The following is a 21,084-nucleotide window of genomic DNA, read 5'->3' as shown; positions in this document are numbered from 1 at the left end:
ACCGCAACGTCTGGATTATCACCTTCAAAAACCCCTTCGCCGATTAGTCCCAGCCCCACCTAACCCCAACAAACAGCATGCCTTTGTCCACGACAAGAAAGCCCTCGTCGTCCGCGCAGGACTTCACGGGAAATTCACCAAACCCTTCATTGGCGCAGGTATCCTCAAGGAAGCACCAAAAGGGTCTGTTTATGTTTCACAAAAACGCAGTAAGCTTTGAAAATTCCAACTCCATCGCCTCAACCCCCAACAATCTCCGTGTGATGCCTTCGGTCTCAATCGGCCGCCCGGCTCGCACCGCCACGCGTCTCGACCTGCTGATCATCACCAGCCGCCGCTGCTCCGCCTTCTTCGCAGAGGCAGCCGTGCTCGTCCTGGTCTTCGGCCTCCTCGACTACTTCATGCTCAAGGGCCGCATCGAGCTCGCCTGGATTCTCCTCGCCATCGGCGCCAGCCTCACCCTCCTCGCCGCCAGCATCGCCACGGACTTCGCCGCGCACCACTGGGTCAAGGCGCATCCCTAGCAACCCCGCCCCCACAAATGAAACTCACGACTAACTTCACCCAAACTACCGGGTGAGGAAATCGCTGCGTATTAACTCCCGCCGTCCGCGGACCCCAGCGGAAGTCGCAATCCCACCTGCGGCAAAACTACAGCAGCGGTGTTCACCCGCAGCCCTTACCCTACGAAGTTTTATCGCCGCACCGCGCCACAACCCCAACCGCCTACCTATGCTCTTATGGTTCTATGACGCCAACCGGTTCCTCAAGCGCCATCGCTCCCGCCCCCGGCCACTCAGTCGCCAGCAAGCGCCTACTCCCCTGGCTCGTCGCCGTCGCCTTCTTCATGGAGTCGCTCGACACCACCATCCTCAACACCGCCGTCCCCGCCATCTCCGCCGCACTCCACGTCGGCCCGCTCAGCATGAAGGCTGTGCTCGCCAGCTACACTCTCTCACTCGCCGTCTTCATCCCCATCAGCGGCTGGGTAGCCGACAAGTTCGGAACCCGCCGAGTCTTCGCCACCGCCATCGGCCTCTTCACCCTCGGCTCGCTCTTATGCGGCCTCTCCAGCAACATCCACGAGCTAGTAGCTTGCCGAATCCTTCAAGGCATGGGCGGCTCCATGATGGTCCCGGTAGGCCGCCTCACTCTCGTCCGCTCCTTCGGCAAAGCCGACCTGCTCCGCGCCATGAGCTTCGTCTCCATCCCCGCGCTGGTCGCCCCCATGCTTGGCCCCATCGCCGGCGGCCTCATCGTCGACTATCTCCACTGGCGCTTCATCTTCTTCCTCAACATCCCCATCGGCCTCATTGGCCTCATCATGGTCTACCTCCATCTACCCGACTACCGCGAAGACACCCACCCCCTCGACATCGTAGGTCTCATCCTCTTCGGCTCCGGCATCGCTCTCCTCTCCTACGTCCTCGAAGTCTTCGGCGAACATACCCTCAGCCGTTACGAAATCTCCGGCCTCACCATCCTCTCGCTCTCGCTACTCGCCGGCTATTGGCTACACGCAAAATCCCTCGCCTATCCACTCTTGCAACTAAGCCTCTTCAAGATCCGAACCTTCCGCGCCGCTGTCAGCGGAAGCTTCTTCACCCGCATCGGCATCGGCGGCATCCCCTTCCTCCTACCCCTTCTCTACCAGGTAGGACTAGGCTTCACCCCCGTGCAATCCGGCCTCCTCATCATGCCGCAAGCCATCGCCGCCATGAGCATGAAAGCCATCATGCCTCGCCTGCTAGCCACCATCGGCTACCGCTGGGTATTGATCTCGAACACGCTAGTCCTAGGCCTGCTTCTCCTGCTCTTCGCGACGATCGGCATTCACACCCCCATCTGGGTCATCGTCCTCCTGGCCTTTTTCTACGGAGCCTTCACCTCGCTGCAATACACCAGCATGAACACCCTGGTCTACGCCGACACCAACGACCAGCAATCCAGCTCTGCCAGCTCCATTGCCAGCACCATGCAGCAGATGTCCATCAGCTTCGGAGTAGCCACCGCCGGCCTGGCCACAGCCTTCTTCGTCCCCACCGGCCACGTCAGCGGCCCCTCCGCCGCAACAGAAATGATCCACGGCATCCACAAGGCACTCATCGCCTTGGGCGTTCTCACCATGATCTCGACCATCGTCTTCCACAGCCTAAAGCGCGGTGACGGCGACGCAGTAAGCCACCACGAAAAAATCCTCCACCCCAACGGCTAACCCGCAGAGCAGGGAACTGATGAACTTCAGCGTAGAGGGTCAGTTTGAACTGCTGTAGTACTTCCGCTTTCTAAGCGCCCATCTAGCAATCAGTATCAGCACAGCAAAGGCGACGACGGCTCCGACCGTGAACGCCAGTCTCATTTCCAAATCTTGTGACGGCGTCTTCGAGGCGTCAGCTGGGACTAGAAACCAAACATTGAAAATCATCAGCGCTGAGTAGAGTGACAAGATAGCTGCAATCAAAGCGACTGCCGCAAACGCGATCCGATTGATTTTCTCGTCGTCGATCATGCGGCCATCCTAACAGCCTCACAGGCGCCTTTTCCTTAGAAGCTAGCAGCTAAAAGCTGAGATCTAACAACGGAAAACGGAGAACGAACAACTACTCGCCGCTCTCCCACAACCACCACCCACAAGCCAAATCCTGCACCACATGTCCCAGCGACTTATAAACCGTAATCTCCTCCGCCGACGTCCTCCCCACCACATCCCCCGCCAGCACCTCCCCAATCTCCGCGACAATATGTTCATCCCCGACCACCCCCGCAGCCTTCGCCCGTAGAAACTCCCCACCCTGCGCCAACACCCCCTCGCGGCTATCCACAAAAAACCGTGACCGCCTTACCAACTCGATATCCACCTCCGCCGGGCCCGCAAAGCTCGACCCCACCACATTCACATGCGTCCCCGGCCTCACCCACTCGCCCATCAAAATCGGCTCCGCAGCAGACGTCACAGTACACACCACATCCGCCTCCGCCACCGCCTCAAGCACCGTCTCCACCGCCCGCACCGGCAGCCCAAGCTCCTTTCCCATCGCCGCAGCAAACGCCCGAGCCCTCTCCACCGACCGTCCCCAAACCACCACCTCCTCCAACGCCCGCACCCGAGAAATCGCCCGAGCATGTGTCCCCGCCTGCTCGCCATACCCAAGCAGCGCCAGCCTCCGCGCATCCTTCCGAGCCAACGCATCGGTAGCGACAGCGCTAGCCGCCGCCGTACGTATAGCTGTAATCTCCCCCGCATGCACCAGACAAACCGGCGCCCCACTCTCCGGATCAAACAGCACCACCACCCCCTGGTGCGACTGCGCCCCCTTAGCAAAATTCTCCGGAAACACGCTGATCAGCTTCGCCCCAAAGCATTTTCCCGCGCCCATGCCACCAGGCATCACCCCAAACATCCGCCCCTCCCCCAGCGGCAATATCGACCGCAGCAGTTGCAACGTCTCACCCTTCGAGAAGGCGATCATAGCCTCCCGAACAATCGGCAAACAAACCTCATACGTCAGCCGCTCGGCCACTTCCTCACGATCAATCCACCGCATCCCACGCTCCTCGATCTCCAGCTTCTTCACCATACGCGCAGCCGGTCTCATCGTCGCGAAGGCGGGCTGCCCCCAAACCTCACCTCCACCGCCGAATCCTCTTCAGCACAAAGGAGCGCCATGATCGCGCCCACCCCAACCCCATTGCCATGCCCTCTGTGCAGGCCGACACCACACAACTCCCACCAGCAGCCTTACTACTCTTTACCCGACGGCTTCTTCCCCAAAGCGGTGCACATCCCAATACCCGGCGACCCCGAAGTAAACGCCCCCTGCACCGTATAGCAAAGCTGACCCGTCTGCGTATCCAGCGCCAGCGCACCCGCAGGAATATCTTTTGATATTTGCGAAGGATCGGCAACCAGCACAAACCGCTGACCATGATTCTCCGCCGACGATGCCAAGCATCCGGTCAAAACCACAAGCAAAGCGAGCCCAAGAATCTTCATGCCGCCTATCCTAGCAAACCATCCCCACCCTTTTCACGCCCCCAGGCCATCCAAATATCCTCGAAGGGGCGGCTTCAGTCGAGCCAAACAAGCCCCCTCGAATGGGCACGGCTTCAGCCGTGCCAATCAAACCAGTTCCGCAGGAGCTCACCGCGCTGCCGCAGGCTGGAGTGAAGCCGCAGGCGTAACGACCGAATTGCCTCCCCTCCACCGAGCCATCAAAGCCCGTGTTCAACAAAAATCTTTGGAACCGCCGCTCCAGTCTCACCGTATCTCCTCTCGCACCCGAAACCCGAAGGAGACCTCCATGCGTCTGTCCGCCTTAACCACCTGCGCCGCCCTTCTCACCGTCCTCCCTCTCGGCGCCCAGAACTTCACCACCCACCCCTGCGCCTCCGACGAAGACCACGGCGGCACCATCTCTCGTTGGTTCAACGGCGAGCAGGCCTGCGAAGTCCGCCTCACCACCTTCCCCCTCGTCAACGGACACATCAACGTCAACAGCATGAACGGCGGCATCGAAGTCATCGGCCAGGATCGTCAGGACGTCGCCCTCGAGGCCCGCGTCAGCGCCCACTCCGGCAGCCAGTCCGAAGCCGAATCCATGCTCAAGGAAATCACCATCGAGACCGGCGCCACCGTCGAAGCCCATGGCCCCCACACCTTCGGCAACCACAACTGGTCGGTCGGCTATAAGCTCCTCGTCCCCCGTCAACTCGCCGGCAAATTCCACACCATGAATGGTGGCCTCGAACTCTCCGGCATCCACGGCGACATCCAGGGTGAAACCACCAACGGTGGCCTGCACATCGAGAACCTCGGCGGCAACGTCAACGTCAGCACCACCAACGGCGGCATCAAGGCCAACCTTGCCGGCCCCACCTGGCAGGGAAGCGGCCTCACCGCCAGCACCACCAACGGCGGCGTCTCCGTCAAGCTCCCCTCCAACTACTCCGCCCACCTCGTCGCCAACACCACCAACGGCGGCACCGCACTCAACATCCCCAACGCCAACCAGGACGGCGTCCACCGTCATTCCATCGACACCAACCTCGGCTCCGGCGGTCCCACCATTACCTTTGAGACCACGAACGGCGGCGTGTCGATCGACTAAGTTAGTTTTCCTGCAAGGGTAGAGCGCGCAGCGGCGTACTTGAGCGCGCCGCTCGACGCTCTACCGGACTTCACCGCAGGAAAGCTGCTCCAAAGAGAGCTTCCTCCGCCCCCTCGAGAGAAATCCAGGCTGCGAGCTTCCAGCAGTCTGAAATTCGTGGATCGAGGGGGCGAATTTTTTTTGCGCAAGCCCGCTTTGCCAATCAAGCTCATTCAGCATCAAAACGCAGATGGCCGTCATCGATCGAGTAAGTGATTGCATAAAACGGCATCAAGGCACCTCCCGTTGCGCTCAGTGCATCGCAGACGAGCTTGGAATCAGCTTGGAGGCGGTATACACAGCCATCCGAAGGCTCGTGTGGATCATGCCCGGTCAGTTCATAAAAGAAAAAGGGAAGTGCAAAGCCTGCACGAAAACCCGAATGGTCATGCGAACCGCGGCCTCCGCAATGTGGATTACAAATTAATCCGGGTGCCCCAGGTCTCGCCTTTGAGACCTGGGTTCGCAAGAACTCAGCGCTCCACGAAAGACCCGATTCCCCACGCGTCAACCCTGAACAACAAGTAAGAGATGAGAAGCCAGAAGCGCCGTTCCGTCCCGACGCCCGCACCACCCCTCCACCAAACTTATCTCCCACCCGCACAACCCGCCCTCCATTCCCCCACTCTGACTACCTGTCACCCTCATCTCCCAGGAGTCACGCATGAACAGCTCCAACCATATCGTCGGTCTCAACGTCTCCAGCCACACCCTCCTCGTCTGGATCCTCATCGGCCTCGTCGCCGGCTACATCACTGGCAAGCTGATGCGCGGCGCCGGCTTCGGCCCCATCATGGACATCGTCGTCGGCATCCTCGGAGCCCTCATCGGCGGCTTCATCATGACCCATCTCGGCTACGCCGGCTCCGGCGGCTTCTTCTACACCGTCTTCGTCGCCGTCATTGGAGCCGTCCTCCTAACCTTCCTCATCCGCCTCGTCACCGGCGCCCGAAACCGCCTCTAACAAAGTGACCTGCGCTACCCGAAACTAAGCTGAGTATGTCTGTGAGTGCGCGAAACCGGGCTAGGTCACACACAAAATCAACGAAACGCCCCGGACCCTTTACTCCGCGCCCCAACCCGCAAAAATTTCCGCCTACCGAATCCCCGCAGCGCTATACTCGATATCGCTGCACGAAGTAATACCACGAGGTCTCCTATGAAGAAGCTTCTTGCCGTCTGTACCCTAGGTCTTTCATTCCTCTCTGTGAACGCAATGGCCGAGACCTTCCACGGTGTCGTCTCTGACGCTATGTGCGCAAAGAACGACGTCGCCAAGGCCGGCACCCCCGGTCACGCTGACTGTGCCAAGAAGTGCATCGGCATGGGCTCCCCCGCCGTCCTCGTCGTCGGCACAAAGATCTACACCGTCTCTAACCCAGACAAACTAAATGCTTTCGCGGGTAAGGCCGTAACGGTCGATGGCTCCCTGGCCGGCGACACCATCACCGTAGCTTCCGTAAAATAAGCCCCCTCAGTCCTGCCGCGCCAGCGGCAGGACCACCGTCTTTCCCGTCTGCGCTGACCGCCGCGCAGCGTCCAGAATCTCGGTGACCGTCACATTCGTCTTTAAAGAAGACAAGCTGTCCCCCTCATCCAATCCCCCCAACACCGCCTCCAGGTAGTGCAGCGGATCGTCATACGGCGCTTGCGGAGCCTGCGCAATTTCTTTCCTTTCAACACCATCACGCTCCTGCCGAACCACCATCTGGCTCCCATCGACAGTCTTCGCAAAGCCCGTCCGACCATACACATCCATCTGTTTCACCGCGAACGGCCAGTCCCACGACGCCTCCACAATCACCACCGCGCTCTTGTACTTCAGCAAAATATCCGCCTCATCCGCCACCTTTGGATAGAGTTCCGGCTGCAAATGCTGCGTAACCGCGCTCACCGACAGCGGCGACTCCCCATGCAGCATTGCCGTCACCAAATCAGGCCCATAACAGCCAAAATCAGTTAGTGCCCCATCTCCATCCATCGCCGGATCCACCAGCCACTTCAGAAACTCCGGCTGCACCCCGATCTTCTCCGGCCCCTGATGCCCATCCCTCACCACCACCTTCACCATCGACCCTAAGTCACCCCCTGCCAGCAGTTGCGCCGCCTTCGTGTTGCTGCCATACCAGCTAGTCTCGAAGTCCACGAGCACATGAATCCCGCCGCGTTTCGCCGCATGCTCGATAGCCAGCGCGTCTTGGTAATTAAACGCAAGCGGCTTTTCCATCATCACGCTCACCCCCAGCCCGGCACATTCCTCCACCACTCGCCGATGCTCACTGGGAGCCGTAAACACCAGCACCGCCTGCGGATGCGCGTGCGCCACCATCTCCGCAATACTCTTGAAGTGCAAACTCTCCGACAGCCCAAACCGCGTCGCATATTGTTCAAACAAAACCTGGTCCGGCTCCACGATCCCCACCAGCTCCACGTCCGGGCGCTTCAGAATCGCTCCTGCCGGCACCATCGCTCCGCCAGCCAGAAACGCCGCCACATGCCCATGCACCAGCCCCACAATCCCCACCTTCAGCGGAGCCGCAGCCCAGGCGTTCACACCACCCCAGCCAAACACCATAGCCAACGCCACCACCAGAACTTTCTTCATCTTCTTCCCCACATCCTGAAATAGACAGCCCCTGAAGTCTCTTCCCGTTTTGGCATCTAAAGCAAGGGAGTGAGCTAAACCTCATTACTCTCACTCGCAAAACTGCCGATCTCCAAAGAGTGGTACCTAGGTGCACTCCTCTGCAACTTTCGCCGTCTAAACTCTTGAATTCGGCTAGGATAATCTCGAGTGGGCCTAGCCACCAAGGAGTCAGATTGAAGACAGCTGTCCGCGCCCTCACCTTGCTTTGCTTTGTGCTTTTACCCTGCTCCCTCGTTCATGCCCAGGCCATGCCGACCGCCTCCAGGTTCTTCAACATTTCCGCATTCGGCGGCGTCACAGGCACCTATACGGGCCTCGCCGGCGGTAAGAATCTCGGCATCACCGCCGGCGGCGACATCGGCTTCAAACCCTTCCACTCCTTCTATCCCTCGGTAGAAGTCCGCGGAACCTACCCCATCGACGATGGCGAGGTGGCCTCCCAAAAGAACATCCTCTTCGGTCCGAAGATCGAGCGTTTTTACGGAAACTTCCGCCCTTACGTTGATTTCTTCTACGGCCGAGGCAAGATCGACTATCTACATGGTGGTTATCCCAATCCCGCCGGCACGCTGCTTTATCTTGACTCCGTCTCCAACGTGTTCGGCGCAGGCGGTGGCCTCGATATCACCGTCACTGACCACTTCGCCATCAAGCTCGACGGCCAGTTTCAGCGCTATGGAACCCCCGTCACCACCAGCGGCAGCCTCTACTCCAAGCCCTTCACCATCGGTGTCGTCTATCGCTTCGGAGGCTTCTTCCCCAGCAAAGCTGAAATCCACTAGTAGTGCTGCACCACCTCGCGATGCCGCTCCACCCACCAGCAGGGATTACTGCCTTCCTGTGGGTAAATTGACTTCGTGCACGGCATCGCAACCGTTCCATTCGCGTAATAGTCTTCCTTCCCACCCTTCAGATCCGCCACCGTATACCGGTCCACCATCACGGACCCCATGCCGCCCCCCGCAGCGACTCTCACCCTCCACACCGCAAAGTCCACTAGATACAGCAGCGCCGCGATCAGCAAGACAATACCAATCCCTCGCAGCACCATCTTGAATGCAAACTTCTCGATAACAAAATCTTCTGCCATACGCTCCTCGCGCTCTCCCGCAGACTAGCAGAGCCGCCTCATCCCTCTCCCTGAATTCCATTCTCTATTCCGTGTCGGCAGCGATACATTCCTCGCATTACTTTGGGCAATTTCGATCTCGGGAACCCCGTCTATGGGAAAATAGAGGCAGGTAAACCCATCATCGTGTCGAAACAAACCGTGTCGTTCTTTGTAATTTCTGCATTCTTTGCAAGCCTCACTCTCGCGGCTCCTCTCGCCGCTCAACAACTTGTCGCTGCAGCTTCTGATCCCGTCACCTTGCCGGATGCCCCCAACCCGCAGTTGCACGACGCCGTCTCCAGCTCGTCCCCGGACGTTTTCAGTTCCTCCCAGCCTTCCGATCAGCAGCAGACCGCCGCGCCTGCCTCCGGCGCACAGCAGACAACCACGCCTCCGCAGGAAGAAACTCCTGAGCAGCGCAAAGCCCGTGCCGCCGCCGAACTCAAGCTAGAAACAAAACAGCGCATGGCGGGCGTGATTCCGAACTTCAACACCGTCAACAACGGCAAGGCAACCCCGCTCAGCCCTGGCCAGAAGTTCCATCTCTTCTTCAAAGGTGCGTTTGACCCCTACCAGTTCGTACTGGCCGGCATCGACGCCGGCATCGGTCAGGCTGAAAACGAGAACCCCGGCTACGGCCAGGGCTTCGAAGGCTACGCGAAGCGCTATGGCGCCAACTATGCGGATAACTTCAGCGGCAACTTCTTCGGCAATGCTGTCCTGCCGTCGCTCCTCCACCAGGATCCGCGCTACTTCCGCCTGGGCCATGGATCCGTCCTCCATCGCGCACTTTATTCCATCTCCACGACGTTCCGCACCCGCGGCGATAACGGCAACTGGCAGCCCGCTTATTCGAACCTTACGGGCAATCTCATCGGCGCCTCGATCTCGAACCTCTACTACCCCGAAGGCGATCGTGGCCTCTACCCCACCCTTCGCCGTGCCCTCAGCGTCACCTATCAGGGCACCATCGGCGGCATGTTGCAGGAGTTCTATCCCGACATCGCTCAGAAATACAAAAACCACAAAGCCCGCAAGGCCGCCGCTGCAGCCGCCGCCGACGGCGTTACCCCCATACCCCCCGCCAAGCCTTCCCAGCCCTAGCGCAAACACTCGCAGGACTCTGCTGTTGTTCTTGCTTTGCCTTTCTTTCTGTCATTCCCTTTGGGAATCTGCTGTTTGCTCGCTAAGCCACAGCTCCGCTTCGCCCGATATCGTCCCAGCCGCAGCTACAAATTAAATAATTCTCTCAGCCGCTTGGTCTGCGATCGGCTCACCGGCACTTCCGTCTGTTTACGATCATCCATGCGCAGCTGGTAGCTCGACTTGAACCAAGGCACCACCTCGCGAATGTGCTGGATGTTCACCACAAACGACCGATGCACGCGCCAGAACTGTTCCGGGTCCAGCTGATCGGTCAACTCCTCCAACGTCCGGCAATTCGAATCCCCCTCGAGCGCCTTCGTCACCACCGAAATCCGTCCCTCGTCGATTGTGGCAAAGCACAGGTCCTTTTGATCCACCAGCAGCAGCCGGCTCTGCGCCCGAACCACCACCTTGCCCGACCGTCCCACCCCCGCGACCCCGACAGGCGCAGCTCCCGCCGCCGCAATTCCCGTCCGCTCTTCCACCATACGCAACAGCGCATCCAGCTTCGCCTCCGCGCCAGCAACCCTACCCGCGACCCGGCCCTCGCCGCCACCCGCACTCGAGATCCCCGCGCTCTCCGCGACCAGATCCGTCGAGCTGTTCATCCGCTCGCGAACCTTATCCAGCGTCCGATGCACGCGTTTGCTATCGAACGGCTTCAGCAGATAATCGATGGCGTTCACCTCAAACGCCTTCACGGCATACTGATCGAAGGCCGTCGCAAACACCACCTGCGGCAGTTTCATCTTGCGATCCTGCGCCAGAACTTTTTTCAGAACCGCAAACCCATCTAGGCCGGGCATGCGCACATCCAGAAAGATCACGTCCGGCTTATGCGTTCGGATCAAATCAACGGCCTCAATGCCGTTAGTCCCCTGCGCCAGTACCGACACGTCCCCCGCAGCATCCAGCAGGTACTGCAGCTCCTGCCGAGCCAGCGGCTCGTCGTCAATAATCAGCGCTGTCAGCGGAGTTGCCATGGCTGCGAATAGTGTACGCGCACGCGCAAGAGAACCACCTCTCTCTACGCTCTACACTCTATCCCCTACACTCTGTTCTTAATCGCTATAAACGCGCAGCCGTGCAGGAGCCCCATCCTGCGCGAGGTCATGTCCGCAGCACGTGCAGAACACATCGGTAAGCTTCACGCCGCGATGGCACTCGCCACACACCGGCGCCATCTGGAACTGGCACTGTGGGCAGTAGTGATAACTCGCCGCCACCGTAGTCGAGCAGTTCGGGCATCGCGACAATATCGGCTGCCGCAGCAGGAAGTACACCACCGCGCCAATCCCACCCGGCAGCAGCACGCACACCAGCATCCACAAACCAGCCGACATCCCGCGCCGCTTCACATCCCGGCTCACATACCCCAGCAGCAGCGCATAGCTCGCCACCAGCGAGCCCCACGCATAGCCCATCATCAGCCGCAGCGGCAGCAGCTCATGCTTGTGGTGCGGCATCACCACGTGGAAGATGTACTGCATCCCCGCGAACAACACCAACGCCAGCACCATCGACCAGCGCGGAATCATCCGCAGCTCTTCATCCCCCGCAGTCGCCGCGTCCTTCGCGCTCGATCCTGTCCCCATCCACTTCGGCATCATAGCTGCGCCTCGCTATCGGAACGCGTGCGTGCCCGCTTGAACCACACCAACCCCATCACCGCCGCCGTCACCGGCAACGACCACAGCAGCAAAATCATCAACTGGTCGCTAGCATCCGGAATCCCATTCGGCGTCAGATCATATCCATCCAGCATGCCCCAGATCGCATAACAGATCATCACCATCAGGATCGACGAGATCCCCAGCGGAACCCACAGGCTGCGAGACTTGCTCTTCTGCTCCCGCATCGTCAACGCCTGCTCACGCACCACGCGATGCGTCCGGTTCACCACCACGCCCCGCGCTCCCGCTGCCATCACCGCTCCGCGAAACGCCCGCCCTACTTCACTGTCTTGATTCTCTGAATGACGTGAATTCAAACGTCCACCTCCGCCGAGCCCTGCTCACCGCGACCAACGCCTGCACGTAGCTTCAGCAACTCAGGCTTTAGCGCGGCCAGCCCACGATACAACCTCGACTTCACCGTCGACAACGGCGCCCGCGTGACTGTCGCAATCTCTTCCAGCGACATCTCTTCATGAAACCGCAGCGTCAGCACCTCGCGATACGCCGGGTCGAGCGTCAACAGCACCGTCGCAACCTCCGACGCATTCTCGCGATATTGAAACTGCTCCAGCGGCGACGGCCCTTCCTGCACAATCTCAAACGGCCGCGAGTCGGAATCCTCGCCACCCTCGCGCATCTCGTCCAGCGACGCCATCGTCCGCTTGCGCGAAAGATCGATCACCAGGTTGCGCGCAATCGTAAAAATCCACGTATCGAACCGCGCCTTGCCGTTGTACTGCGAACCTCGCCGCAGCACCCGGATCCAGACCTCCTGAAACAGGTCCTCAGCCACCTCGCGCTTGCTCGTCAGAAACATCAGGTACCGCATCAGCCGATGCTGGTACGTCTCGATCAACTGATCGAGCAGCTCCGGATCCTGACGCTTCAGACCGCGCGCAATCGCCGCGTTCTCGCGTTCAACCTGCTTCGCCGCTTCGGCCGTCAGTACTGTAGGAGTTCTCACGCTCATATGGACGCTATTTTGCTCAAGAAAGTCTCGGTCGACGCAACCTATATTCTAACGTCCGACCGCCTCCATCGGCGGGAAAAAGTCACTAGGCCGCTACTCCCTCGCAATTCATCTCTGCGAATCAGGAACTTCTCCGGTAATCTCGGGTTAGAAAAATTGCAGAACTGTTTCCGAATCTTCCAAACGCTTTATCCATTTGGCGCATCCCACTGTACAACAGGTCCTGCGCCCTCCAGCCCAAGCCCTAAAAGATGACAAACCGATGAGTCTCATTCTTCCTGCAACACTTCTGTTTATGCTCGTGGCTGCCTACGTCTACCTCTGGCGCTCCAGCCACGAAGCGGCTAAATTCGCCCGCGAATATCAGGACCGCGGCGGTCTGCTCATCGACGTGCGCAGCCCGGCTGAATTTAAATCTGGCCACCTGCCCCACGCCATCAACCTTCCGCTCAACGAGTTGGACACCTACGTCCCCCGCCTCGCACAGGACAAGAATCAGGTTCTCCTACTGCACTGCAAGACCGGCCTGCGCAGCGAGCTGGCCGCCCAGCGTCTCAAGCGCCAGGGCTACGCCAAGGCCTTCAATTTAGGCTCCTACGGCCGCGCTGCCCGCCTCATCCTCCGCCCCGTGCGTCCCGGATTGTAAAGCCGATTACACTGAAACAATGGATGTTTTGTACGGCCTGCACCCGGTCGAGGAGGCCCTCCGCGCCGGCACCCGACCCCTCGACCACCTCTCCGTAGCCCGCGAGCGCGAAGCCCGCCGCGACCCCCGCATCGACGCCGTCCTCGAGCTAGCCCGCGCCAAAGGCATTCGCGTCAGCACCGAGCCCCGCGACCAGCTCACCCGCCACTGCAAGACGGACGCCCATCAGGGAATCGTAGCCTTCGTCCGCGAGCGCAAATTCCTGGCGCTCGAAGACCTCCTCAACGCCCCAACCGGCCCCTCAGGCAGCAAGTTCCTGCTGGCTCTGGACGGCGTAGAAGACCCCCACAACTTAGGCGCCCTGCTCCGTTCCGCCGACGGCTCCGGCATCGACGGCGTAGTCCTCCCCGAACGTCGTTCCGCCCCGCTCTCAGCGGTGACCGCCAAATCGTCCGCCGGTGCCAGTGAGCACGTCCGCATCGCCCAGGTCGTCAATATCACCCGAGCCCTGGAAGCCATGAAGAAAAACCACATCTGGATCGTGGGCCTCGACGAGCGCGGCACCCCCGACTACACAGACTTCGACTTCCGCCAGGATATCTGCCTCGTCCTGGGCAGCGAAGGCTCCGGCCTCCACGATCTAGTCAAGCGAACCTGCGACCACCTCCTCCGCATCCCCATGGCCGGCAGCGTAAGCTCCCTCAACGTCTCGGTAGCCGGCGCCGTGGTGATGTACGAAGCCATGCGCCAACGCCGCAACCCCAGCACCCAACCCGCCGCGCCAGAGTCTAAACCTCCAAAGCCCCGCAAAGGCCTAGGCTCTTAACACACGACTCATCTTCATAAGTCGTAATCGGAATCATCTCCAAGGGTTGTCACCCGAATCACCTACAAGGGTTGTCACCCGAATAACCTCCATGAGTCGTCATTCGAATCACCCCCATGAATCGTCATCCTGAGCGCAGCGAAGGATCCCTGTATTTGCTGTTGCTGTTGCTTCTGTCTTTGTTGTTGCAAGTTTTTCGCCGTCATCCTGAACGCAGTGAAGGACCCCCGTATTTGCTTTTGCTGTTGCTGTTGCTCTTGCTTTTGCTGTTGCTCTTGCTTTTGCTGTTGCCCTTGCTCTTGCTGTTGCTCTTGCTGTTGCCCTAGCTTTTCTGGCTGTCATTCCGAGCGCAGCGAGGAACCTGCTTCTCTACCCAAGCGCTCACTTCCACCCAAGAACCGGAGTCACCCAAAACTTGTTTTTCCCCCACCACCCAACGCGCCTCCTCCCCCTTGCCCTCCTCCTGGCGAGCCTAACGGCGCAAGCCCAAACCACCCCCACCCAACCCGCGCCACCTCCGCCCCCACCAGCCGGACAAGTCCTCTTCGAAAGCCACGGCACCCCGCCCCCCACGCCCGACGACGACGCCCCGCTCGAGCCGCAAGCCATCCCCCCCGGCCAAACCCCCACCGGTCCCGTCCTCACCGACGAGCAGCGCTCCAGCCTCCTCTTCACCGCCTACGATCTAGACGCCCGCATCGCCCCCGCCACCGGCCACCTCACCATGCGCGCCCGCGTCACCCTGCGCAACATCACCAGCCAGCCCCTCTCCCGCGTAGCCCTGCAAATCTCCTCCACGCTCCATTGGGAATCCGCCACCCTCATCACCCCCACCGGCGCCTCCCCACTTACCGTTACGCAACACGTCATCGACACCGACGCCGACCACACCGGCAAATCCTCCGAAGCCGTCCTCGACCTCCCCGCGCCCCTAGCTCCCGGCGCCACCCTCACCCTCGACACCCTCTACTCCGGCAACCTCTCCGCCGACACCTCCCGCCTCGAGCGCCTCGGCGCCTCCGTCTCCCAGGCCCTCACCACCGATTGGGACGCCATCGGCTCCGTGCAACTCACCGGCTCAAGCTCCTCCAGCTCGGCCGACACCTCCATCACCCCCGCTCTCACCGTAGCCCTCCGCGGCTTCGGCAACGTCCTCTGGTATCCCGTAGCCTCGCCTCAGCTCTTCCTCGGCGACGGCGCCAAGCTCTTCCAGGCCATCGGCCAGCAGCGCCTGGCCGAGCGCGCCGCCACCATCCACCTCCATCTCGCAATCGAGTATCGCGGGATCCCTCCTGTCGCCGCCTACTTCTGCAGCCGCCGCCAACCCCTCACCGCCCATCCCGACGACCCCGCCGCCACTCCAGGCACCGGCAGCGGCATCGCCACTGCCGACTTCTCCGCCCGCCCCATCGGCTTCCGCCAGCCCAGCCTCTTCGTAGTCCAGCAGCCCGAAACCTCCATCGCCCCCCTCCCCGAAGTCTTCTCCTCCAGCCTCCCCTCCCAACCCGGTAACCCATCCGATTCGGAACCCCCCTCGCCACCGGAAACGACCTCGCAGCCGGGTGCCTCATCTTCGTCAACGGCTTCATCGTCGGCTAAGGTGGGTGACGACCAAGGCCCCGCCATGCTCTCCGTCGCGACCACCGACACCGCCTCCCTCGCACCCCTCACCTCCTCCGCCGAGCGCGTAGCGCCCCTCCTCCAAACCTGGTTCGGCCCCAAACCCCTGGGCCCTCTCACCATCCTCGACAACCCCGGCGACCCCTTCGAGGACGACGCCCTCCTCGTAGCACCGATCAACAAGCTAGCCTCCACCACCTCCACCGCCGCCCTCGCCCACTCCCTCACCCATTCATGGATTTATACCGGCCAACCTTGGTTCGACGAAGGTCTCGCCCAGTTCGCCGCCCTCCTCTGGGTCGAGCAGGATCAAGGCCGCCCCGCCGCCATCCTCCAGCTCAACAACCTCATGCAGCCCCTCAACATCGCCGAGATAAGCTTCGACACCCAGCAGGAAGCCGACGCCCCCACCGCTCCCACCGGAGAACCCCTAGTCTCCGCCACCGACGAGCTCTACTACCGCCGCAAATCCGCCGCCGTCTGGTGGATGCTGCGCAGCATCGCCGGCGACAAACCCCTCCAGCAAGCTCTCACCGAGTGGCGCGACCAGCCCTCACCTTCCGACGACCCCACCATCCAGGCCATAGCCTTCGAGAAGCTTCTCGAAAAGACCAGCGGCAAAGATCTTGGCTGGTTCTTCTCCGACTGGATCCTCCGCGATCGCGGCCTCCCCGACCTCTCCATCGTCGACGTCCAACCCCGCCTCATGGCCGCCGGCAAAGGCCACGACTCCGGCTGGCTAGTCTCCGTCACCGTCCGCAACGAAGGCGCACCCGCCGTCGACGTCCCTCTCAACATCCTCTCCGGAGCCTTCACCACCAACACCCGCATCCACATCCCCGGCTTCTCCAACGCCACCACCCGCGTGATCGTGAACGCCCCACCCACCGAAGTCATCCTCAACGACGGCAGCACCCCCGAAATCCGCGCCGCCACCCACACCCGCGAAGTAGTCCTCCAGCCCACCACCGCCAACCCTTAGAGCAGTTGCGGTTGCAGTTGTAGTTGTAGTTGTAGTTGTAGTTGCAGTTGCAGTTGCAGTTGTAGTTGCTAGTTTTTCGCCGTCATCCTGAGCGCAGCGAAGGACCCCCGTATTTGTCTTTGCGGTTGTTCTTGCCGTTGTCCTTCCGGTTGCCTGCTCCACCGGATTAGCAGGGGCTTTAGCCCCTTGGAAGGTCGCGGGAAATCGAAGGGGCTTTAGCCCTGGCCCTTCCTCCTACCGCCGTCTCCGCTTCGGAGCCGCCGCCTCACCCGCCACGCAAGTCTGCCCCGAACCCCACGCCCGCGTGCACGTAGCATCCACCTTCATCACCCGAGCCGCCTCACCCTTCGCCGCCCCGCTCAAACCATCCGGCCTCACCACTTCTTGCAACCCATCCCCCAGCGGCGGAGCCAGCGCCCGCAGCGCCTGCAACTGCGCCTCAGTCGCGGTCCCCGCAAAGTGCAGCGCATATCCAGACTTCGTCGCCGTCCCACTCAGCGTAAGCGCAGGTGTCTTCCCCGGCGGCGTCAAACCCAGCGGCGCAAGCACGAACCCGTCTTCGGTAGCTCTGCTCGTCACGGTAACCGCATGCACCAGGTTCGCACTCTCTGCGCCCCACGGCAGCAATCCAATAATCTCCCCACGAAACTCGCCGTCCCACCGCGCCGGCTGCCCCTTTCGTGTGCTCTTCAGCAGGACGCTCCCAGCCACAGTCCCCTCCGGCCGTTCGCCCGCTGGAATCCTCTGCGAGAACAGCCGCACCCAATCCAGCAGCCACGCATTCGGAACATTCGTCATCCCCACGCGCACCCCCGCCGTGTCCAGCGTCGATGCATCCGACAGCGCCGACAAATCCAGCCGGTCCGCAATCCCGACCACCCGTCCCGCCACCTTCGCTCCATCGGCAATCGGCGTCGTCACAGCGCAATCCGGATCGGTCACCACCGCCGCCGTCACATCCAGCGTCCCCCGGCAATCAGCCCGCACGTCCATCGCCTGCACCGGCACAAATTCAGACCGCCGTAGCTCTTCCATGTGGAAGGTCGTGGTCAGCTTCGCCGCTCCCAGCATTCCCATCAGCGACGCCTCCACATTCAAATTCCCTCGCCACCCGGCATCCTGCCCGCTCAGCATCTTGGTCGCCTCGCCCATTGGAGCCCCCGTCCAACTTGCCGTCAGATCCACCGGAACCTCTGCCATCGTGGCCGCGCGTTTCAACGACCCCTCCAGCTTCACCACGCCGGGATCAGAAATATTCGTGTCTGTCCTCGTAGGCGTGCCCTTCGCCCGCACCCTCCACTCCTGCGGCGACGTCAGCCAAAGCGCAAAGTCCGCGTCCGTAAGCGAGAACGGCTTCTTCTCCTCGCCCAGCTTCACATTCACCCTCGCCCCAGTCGCCTCGATATACGGAAACCGCGGCTCCGGCCCAGCCTTTCGTTGCGCCGTAGGAGCAGTGCTCACACTCGCCGCATGCATCAACAGGCTCTGCACATTCCACACGCCCGCCGCATTGCGCACGAGGTTCAAGCTCGGCGTCTCAAACGTCATCGACGAAAACTCCACATGACGCCGCCACAGCGAGCTCGGCCGCAGCGTCACATCCACCACGTTCGCACGAATAATCGGCTCGGTCCCAAACGCCGGATCCTCGCTCACGACAAAATTCTGCAGCGTAAATCCCGGCACCGGCAGCAGGTGCATCGTCACGCCATCCAGCTGCACCGGCCTTCCCAAACTCGCACTGATGCTGGTCGCAATCCTTCTCTTTAGCCGATTCACATTCAGCAGCGGAGGCGTCAGCAACAGCAACAGCACCGCCGCCACCACGCACGCCCACACCCACCAACGCCGCGTCCGCGACGATCCATCTACTTCCGTCCCCGTCTCCGTATCCCGTGCCGGCAAAGTCTTCTCTACCCTCTATCCTCTACACTCTATCCCCTGCCGTTACCGCACCACGTGGAACGTCCGCTTCCATCGCGTGTCCGAGAAGATGTGCGTCACGATGTGGAACATGAACCCGATCCGGTCGCCAATCGAGGTCTTATCCTCCTGGTCCGCCGGAGTCTCAAACGACCAATACACAAACAGCGGCCGGCCCAGAATGTTCTGCTGCGGCACAAACCCCCAGTAGCGCCCATCCAGACTCTCCGTCCGGTTGTCGCCCATGGCAAACACGTACCCCGGCGGCACCACCAGGTCATCACCCTGGATATGTTGTGGCAGCTCCTCGCGCCACACCTCGGTCACCTGTTCATCCGGCGAAGGCGTCACCGATGGAAAGTCATCCCGATACGGCTGATACGCCTCCTGCCCAGGCCCATCCTCGCTCGGCTGGATCGCATACGGCTCGTTCTGCGCCACGCCATTCAAATACACCACGCCATGCCGCAGATGAATCCGGTCTCCCGGAATCCCAATCGTGCGCTTCACCAAAATCAAATCCGGCGACTCCGGATTCGGTTTCATGAACACAATAATGTCGCCCCGCCGCACCGCCCGATAATGCACAAACGGAGCCCACTTCGTCTCTGGCGCCAGCGTAGTCCGGTCCACCACCACGTGATCCCCAATCAGCAGCGTGTTCAGCATCGATCCCGAGGGGATCTCAAAGTTCTGAAAGATGAACCCGAACACAAACATGCCAATCGCCAGGATCGTGCAGATCGAGGCAAGCGCCTCCATCGGCGTCTCCGCCACCTCGTCCTTCACCTTGGCCGGGACGGTTGGCCCGGCAACGGCGCTCTCCGCCTGCAATGGTCTCTCAATGCTCAACGAAACTGTCTCCTAAACGTCCGCGCGTCAGCGCTAACCACACGCCAGCTCCATCACCCCAGTGTACCCCGCCACCAAACCGCCTTCTCTACGCTCTACACTCTATCCCCTATCCCCTGTTCTACCGCGTCACATGGAACGTCCGATTCCACCGGGTCTCATCGAAGAAGTGCAGTGTCTCATGCAGAAGAAACCGCAGTTTGTCCCCGGTCGTGGTCTTGTCCCCCTGTTCGTCCGGCGTCTTGAACGACCAATACACAAACAGCGGGCGCCCCAAAATATTCTGCTGCGGTACAAACCCCCAGAACCGCCCATCCAGGCTGTTGGCGCGGTTATCTCCCATCGCGAACACCATCCCCGGCGGCACCACCAAATCATCTCCCTGGATATACTTTGGCAGCTCATCCGCCCAATCCACCATCCGGTTGGCGATCCCTTCCGACTCCACGCACGCCTGATCCCGGCACTCTCCGCCCTCCGCCAGGCGATCGCTTCCAGACTGCTTCAATCCCGCTACGTCAGAAGGGAAGTCGTCGCGAAACGGAATCAAATCGTTCTCCGCAGGCTGGATCGCATACGGCTCCGTCTGCGCCACGCCATTCAAATACACCACGCCCTTACGCAGATGAATCCGGTCCCCGGGGATCCCAATCGCCCGCTTCACCAGTTTCATATCCGGCACCTCGGTATGCGGCTTCATGAACACAATAATGTCGCCCCGCTGCACCGGCCGATAATGCACAAATGGCGCCCACTTCGACGCGGGGGCAAGCGTTGTCCGATCCACCAACAGGTGATCCCCCACCAGCAGCGTGTTCTGCATCGATGGCGAAGGAATCTCAAAGTTCTGGAACATGAACCCGATCACAAACAAATACACGGCCAACATCACGCACAGCGAAGCGGCCGCCTCCAGCGGAGTCTCCGACACCTCTTCTTTGACCGCGCCGGCATCCTTCATCCCGCTCGCTCGCTTCACCCGAACCACCTGCGCAGAACTCAATACGCCTCCCGCAAATCCAAGCCGAACCCTGTCAACACGCCAACCGAAAACGTTCTGCCAGTGTATCCCGCCCCACTCTCTCCACCCCAGGCGAACCCATGTCGGTGCTCTCGCCCCTTTTTCTATCCGACCAACAATCCCGCAATCTCGATCCCACCAACCATCCCGTCATCTCGACCGGAGCATCACGCTGTTGTCTTTGTGATGCGCAGTGGAGAGATCCCTGCATTTGCACTTGCCCTTGCTTTGCCCTTCTGGCTGTCATCCCGCAGGGATCTGCTTCTTCTTTTGTCCTTGCCTCTCTTTCTGTCATTCCCTCTGGAATCTGCTTCTGCTCCTGCCTTTCTCCGCCCAAACTCTGTCATCCTGAGCGTAGCCGAAGGACCCCGAAGGTTTCAGCCCACCTGAACCGCTCGTCCCTTTTCAATCAGAAATCCGCGCTTCAGCCGAGCTACACGCCTCAGACTCCGCTCGCCAAATCACTCCCAAAAAATAAATTCCCCCAACCACCCTCAAAAACAACCCAAAATCAGCA

Annotated in this window: 23 protein-coding genes; 11 read left to right on the top strand and 12 right to left on the bottom strand. The window is 60.7% G+C overall.

Features of this window, described 5'->3' with window-relative positions; genetic code table 11:
* The first annotated feature begins 191 nt into the window (after positions 1-191).
* Both GSQ80_RS12035 and GSQ80_RS12030 read left to right on the top strand, forming a co-directional pair.
* Positions 192-524 carry a hypothetical protein gene (locus tag GSQ80_RS12035; RefSeq protein WP_158787865.1) on the top strand — a complete coding sequence of 111 codons (333 nt, stop codon included), beginning with the start codon at positions 192-194 and terminating at the stop codon, positions 522-524.
* A gap of 224 nt (positions 525-748) precedes the next feature.
* The gene (locus tag GSQ80_RS12030; protein WP_158787864.1) at positions 749-2,215 is read left to right on the top strand and encodes a DHA2 family efflux MFS transporter permease subunit; all 1,467 of its coding nucleotides are present in this window, start codon (positions 749-751) and stop codon (positions 2,213-2,215) included.
* Between the two features lie 39 nt (positions 2,216-2,254).
* On the opposite strand, the gene GSQ80_RS12025 is transcribed toward GSQ80_RS12030, so the two are convergent.
* The 3 genes from GSQ80_RS12025 to GSQ80_RS12015 form a co-directional block, all read right to left on the bottom strand.
* Complete coding sequence (locus GSQ80_RS12025; protein ID WP_158787863.1) at positions 2,255-2,509, bottom strand: hypothetical protein; 255 nt, start codon at positions 2,507-2,509, stop codon at positions 2,255-2,257.
* A 91-nt stretch (positions 2,510-2,600) separates the two neighbouring features.
* Complete coding sequence (locus GSQ80_RS12020) at positions 2,601-3,578, bottom strand: ornithine cyclodeaminase family protein (protein ID WP_254059599.1); 978 nt, start codon at positions 3,576-3,578, stop codon at positions 2,601-2,603.
* Between the two features lie 164 nt (positions 3,579-3,742).
* Positions 3,743-3,994, bottom strand: a complete 252-nt coding sequence (locus GSQ80_RS12015; RefSeq protein WP_158787862.1) for a hypothetical protein — start codon at positions 3,992-3,994, stop codon at positions 3,743-3,745.
* A gap of 307 nt (positions 3,995-4,301) precedes the next feature.
* Here GSQ80_RS12015 and GSQ80_RS12010 point away from each other — a divergent pair, with 307 nt between their 5' ends.
* The 3 genes from GSQ80_RS12010 (at position 4,302) to GSQ80_RS12000 (ending at position 6,615) form a co-directional block, all read left to right on the top strand.
* Positions 4,302-5,108, top strand: coding sequence for a DUF4097 family beta strand repeat-containing protein (locus GSQ80_RS12010; RefSeq protein WP_158787861.1), 807 nt, complete (start codon positions 4,302-4,304; stop codon positions 5,106-5,108).
* 703 nt (positions 5,109-5,811) lie between these two features.
* On the top strand, positions 5,812-6,111 hold the full coding sequence (locus GSQ80_RS12005) for a GlsB/YeaQ/YmgE family stress response membrane protein (RefSeq protein WP_158787860.1): 300 nt from the start codon (positions 5,812-5,814) through the stop codon (positions 6,109-6,111).
* 195 nt (positions 6,112-6,306) lie between these two features.
* Positions 6,307-6,615, top strand: coding sequence for a hypothetical protein (locus GSQ80_RS12000; protein WP_158787859.1), 309 nt, complete (start codon positions 6,307-6,309; stop codon positions 6,613-6,615).
* A 6-nt stretch (positions 6,616-6,621) separates the two neighbouring features.
* Here GSQ80_RS12000 and GSQ80_RS11995 read toward each other — a convergent pair whose 3' ends face one another.
* Positions 6,622-7,752 (bottom strand): Gfo/Idh/MocA family protein, encoded by a 1,131-nt coding sequence (locus tag GSQ80_RS11995; RefSeq protein WP_158787858.1) that lies wholly within the window; start codon positions 7,750-7,752, stop codon positions 6,622-6,624.
* Positions 7,753-7,967: 215 nt separating this feature from the next.
* Between GSQ80_RS11995 and GSQ80_RS11990 the strand changes: the two genes are divergently transcribed.
* On the top strand, positions 7,968-8,576 hold the full coding sequence (locus GSQ80_RS11990; RefSeq protein ID WP_158787857.1) for an outer membrane protein: 609 nt from the start codon (positions 7,968-7,970) through the stop codon (positions 8,574-8,576).
* Here GSQ80_RS11990 and GSQ80_RS11985 read toward each other — a convergent pair.
* The gene (locus GSQ80_RS11985; protein ID WP_158787856.1) at positions 8,573-8,884 is read right to left on the bottom strand and encodes a hypothetical protein; all 312 of its coding nucleotides are present in this window, start codon (positions 8,882-8,884) and stop codon (positions 8,573-8,575) included. The two genes, GSQ80_RS11990 and GSQ80_RS11985, sit on opposite strands and share 4 nt — an antisense overlap.
* A gap of 165 nt (positions 8,885-9,049) precedes the next feature.
* Here GSQ80_RS11985 and GSQ80_RS11980 point away from each other — a divergent pair, with 165 nt between their 5' ends.
* Entirely contained in the window at positions 9,050-10,009 is a 960-nt protein-coding gene (locus GSQ80_RS11980) for a hypothetical protein (RefSeq protein WP_158787855.1), read from the top strand.
* A gap of 125 nt (positions 10,010-10,134) precedes the next feature.
* Here the strand turns inward: GSQ80_RS11980 and GSQ80_RS11975 are convergent, their stop codons facing one another.
* From GSQ80_RS11975 to GSQ80_RS11960, 4 genes are all read right to left on the bottom strand, one after another.
* Positions 10,135-11,034, bottom strand: coding sequence for a LytTR family DNA-binding domain-containing protein (locus GSQ80_RS11975; RefSeq protein WP_158787854.1), 900 nt, complete (start codon positions 11,032-11,034; stop codon positions 10,135-10,137).
* 78 nt (positions 11,035-11,112) lie between these two features.
* Complete coding sequence (locus GSQ80_RS11970; RefSeq protein WP_371315710.1) at positions 11,113-11,661, bottom strand: zinc ribbon domain-containing protein; 549 nt, start codon at positions 11,659-11,661, stop codon at positions 11,113-11,115.
* Positions 11,658-12,041: a hypothetical protein gene (locus GSQ80_RS11965; protein ID WP_158787853.1), complete on the bottom strand. Its 384-nt coding sequence runs from the start codon at positions 12,039-12,041 to the stop codon at positions 11,658-11,660. Before GSQ80_RS11965 ends, GSQ80_RS11970 begins: the two co-directional genes overlap by 4 nt.
* Entirely contained in the window at positions 12,038-12,697 is a 660-nt protein-coding gene (locus GSQ80_RS11960) for an RNA polymerase sigma factor (RefSeq protein WP_158787852.1), read from the bottom strand. Before GSQ80_RS11960 ends, GSQ80_RS11965 begins: the two co-directional genes overlap by 4 nt.
* 262 nt (positions 12,698-12,959) lie before the next feature.
* Between GSQ80_RS11960 and GSQ80_RS11955 the strand changes: the two genes are divergently transcribed.
* From GSQ80_RS11955 to GSQ80_RS11940, 4 genes are all read left to right on the top strand, one after another.
* On the top strand, positions 12,960-13,343 hold the full coding sequence (locus GSQ80_RS11955) for a rhodanese-like domain-containing protein (protein ID WP_158787851.1): 384 nt from the start codon (positions 12,960-12,962) through the stop codon (positions 13,341-13,343).
* 19 nt (positions 13,344-13,362) lie between these two features.
* Positions 13,363-14,169 (top strand): 23S rRNA (guanosine(2251)-2'-O)-methyltransferase RlmB, encoded by an 807-nt coding sequence (gene rlmB / locus GSQ80_RS11950; RefSeq protein ID WP_158787850.1) that lies wholly within the window; start codon positions 13,363-13,365, stop codon positions 14,167-14,169.
* Positions 14,170-14,285: 116 nt separating this feature from the next.
* Positions 14,286-14,495, top strand: coding sequence for a hypothetical protein (locus tag GSQ80_RS11945; protein ID WP_158787849.1), 210 nt, complete (start codon positions 14,286-14,288; stop codon positions 14,493-14,495).
* 89 nt (positions 14,496-14,584) lie between these two features.
* Positions 14,585-16,771, top strand: coding sequence for a hypothetical protein (locus GSQ80_RS11940; RefSeq protein ID WP_158787848.1), 2,187 nt, complete (start codon positions 14,585-14,587; stop codon positions 16,769-16,771).
* A 234-nt stretch (positions 16,772-17,005) separates the two neighbouring features.
* On the opposite strand, the gene GSQ80_RS11935 is transcribed toward GSQ80_RS11940, so the two are convergent.
* The 3 genes from GSQ80_RS11935 to lepB (GSQ80_RS11925) all read right to left on the bottom strand — a co-directional run bounded on the left by GSQ80_RS11935 (position 17,006) and on the right by lepB (GSQ80_RS11925) (position 20,507).
* Positions 17,006-18,676, bottom strand: coding sequence for an AsmA family protein (locus GSQ80_RS11935; RefSeq protein WP_158787847.1), 1,671 nt, complete (start codon positions 18,674-18,676; stop codon positions 17,006-17,008).
* Between the two features lie 42 nt (positions 18,677-18,718).
* Positions 18,719-19,456, bottom strand: a complete 738-nt coding sequence (gene lepB / locus GSQ80_RS11930) for a signal peptidase I (RefSeq protein WP_158788680.1) — start codon at positions 19,454-19,456, stop codon at positions 18,719-18,721.
* Between the two features lie 211 nt (positions 19,457-19,667).
* Positions 19,668-20,507 carry a signal peptidase I gene (lepB, locus tag GSQ80_RS11925; RefSeq protein WP_158788679.1) on the bottom strand — a complete coding sequence of 280 codons (840 nt, stop codon included), beginning with the start codon at positions 20,505-20,507 and terminating at the stop codon, positions 19,668-19,670.
* Positions 20,508-21,084: the final 577 nt, after the last annotated feature.

Source organism: Granulicella sp. L46 (assembly GCF_009765785.1).
Taxonomy (GTDB): Bacteria; Acidobacteriota; Terriglobia; order Terriglobales; family Acidobacteriaceae; genus Granulicella.
Note: the sequence above shows the minus strand (reverse complement) of the source record. Positions and strands in the feature narration are given on the sequence as shown.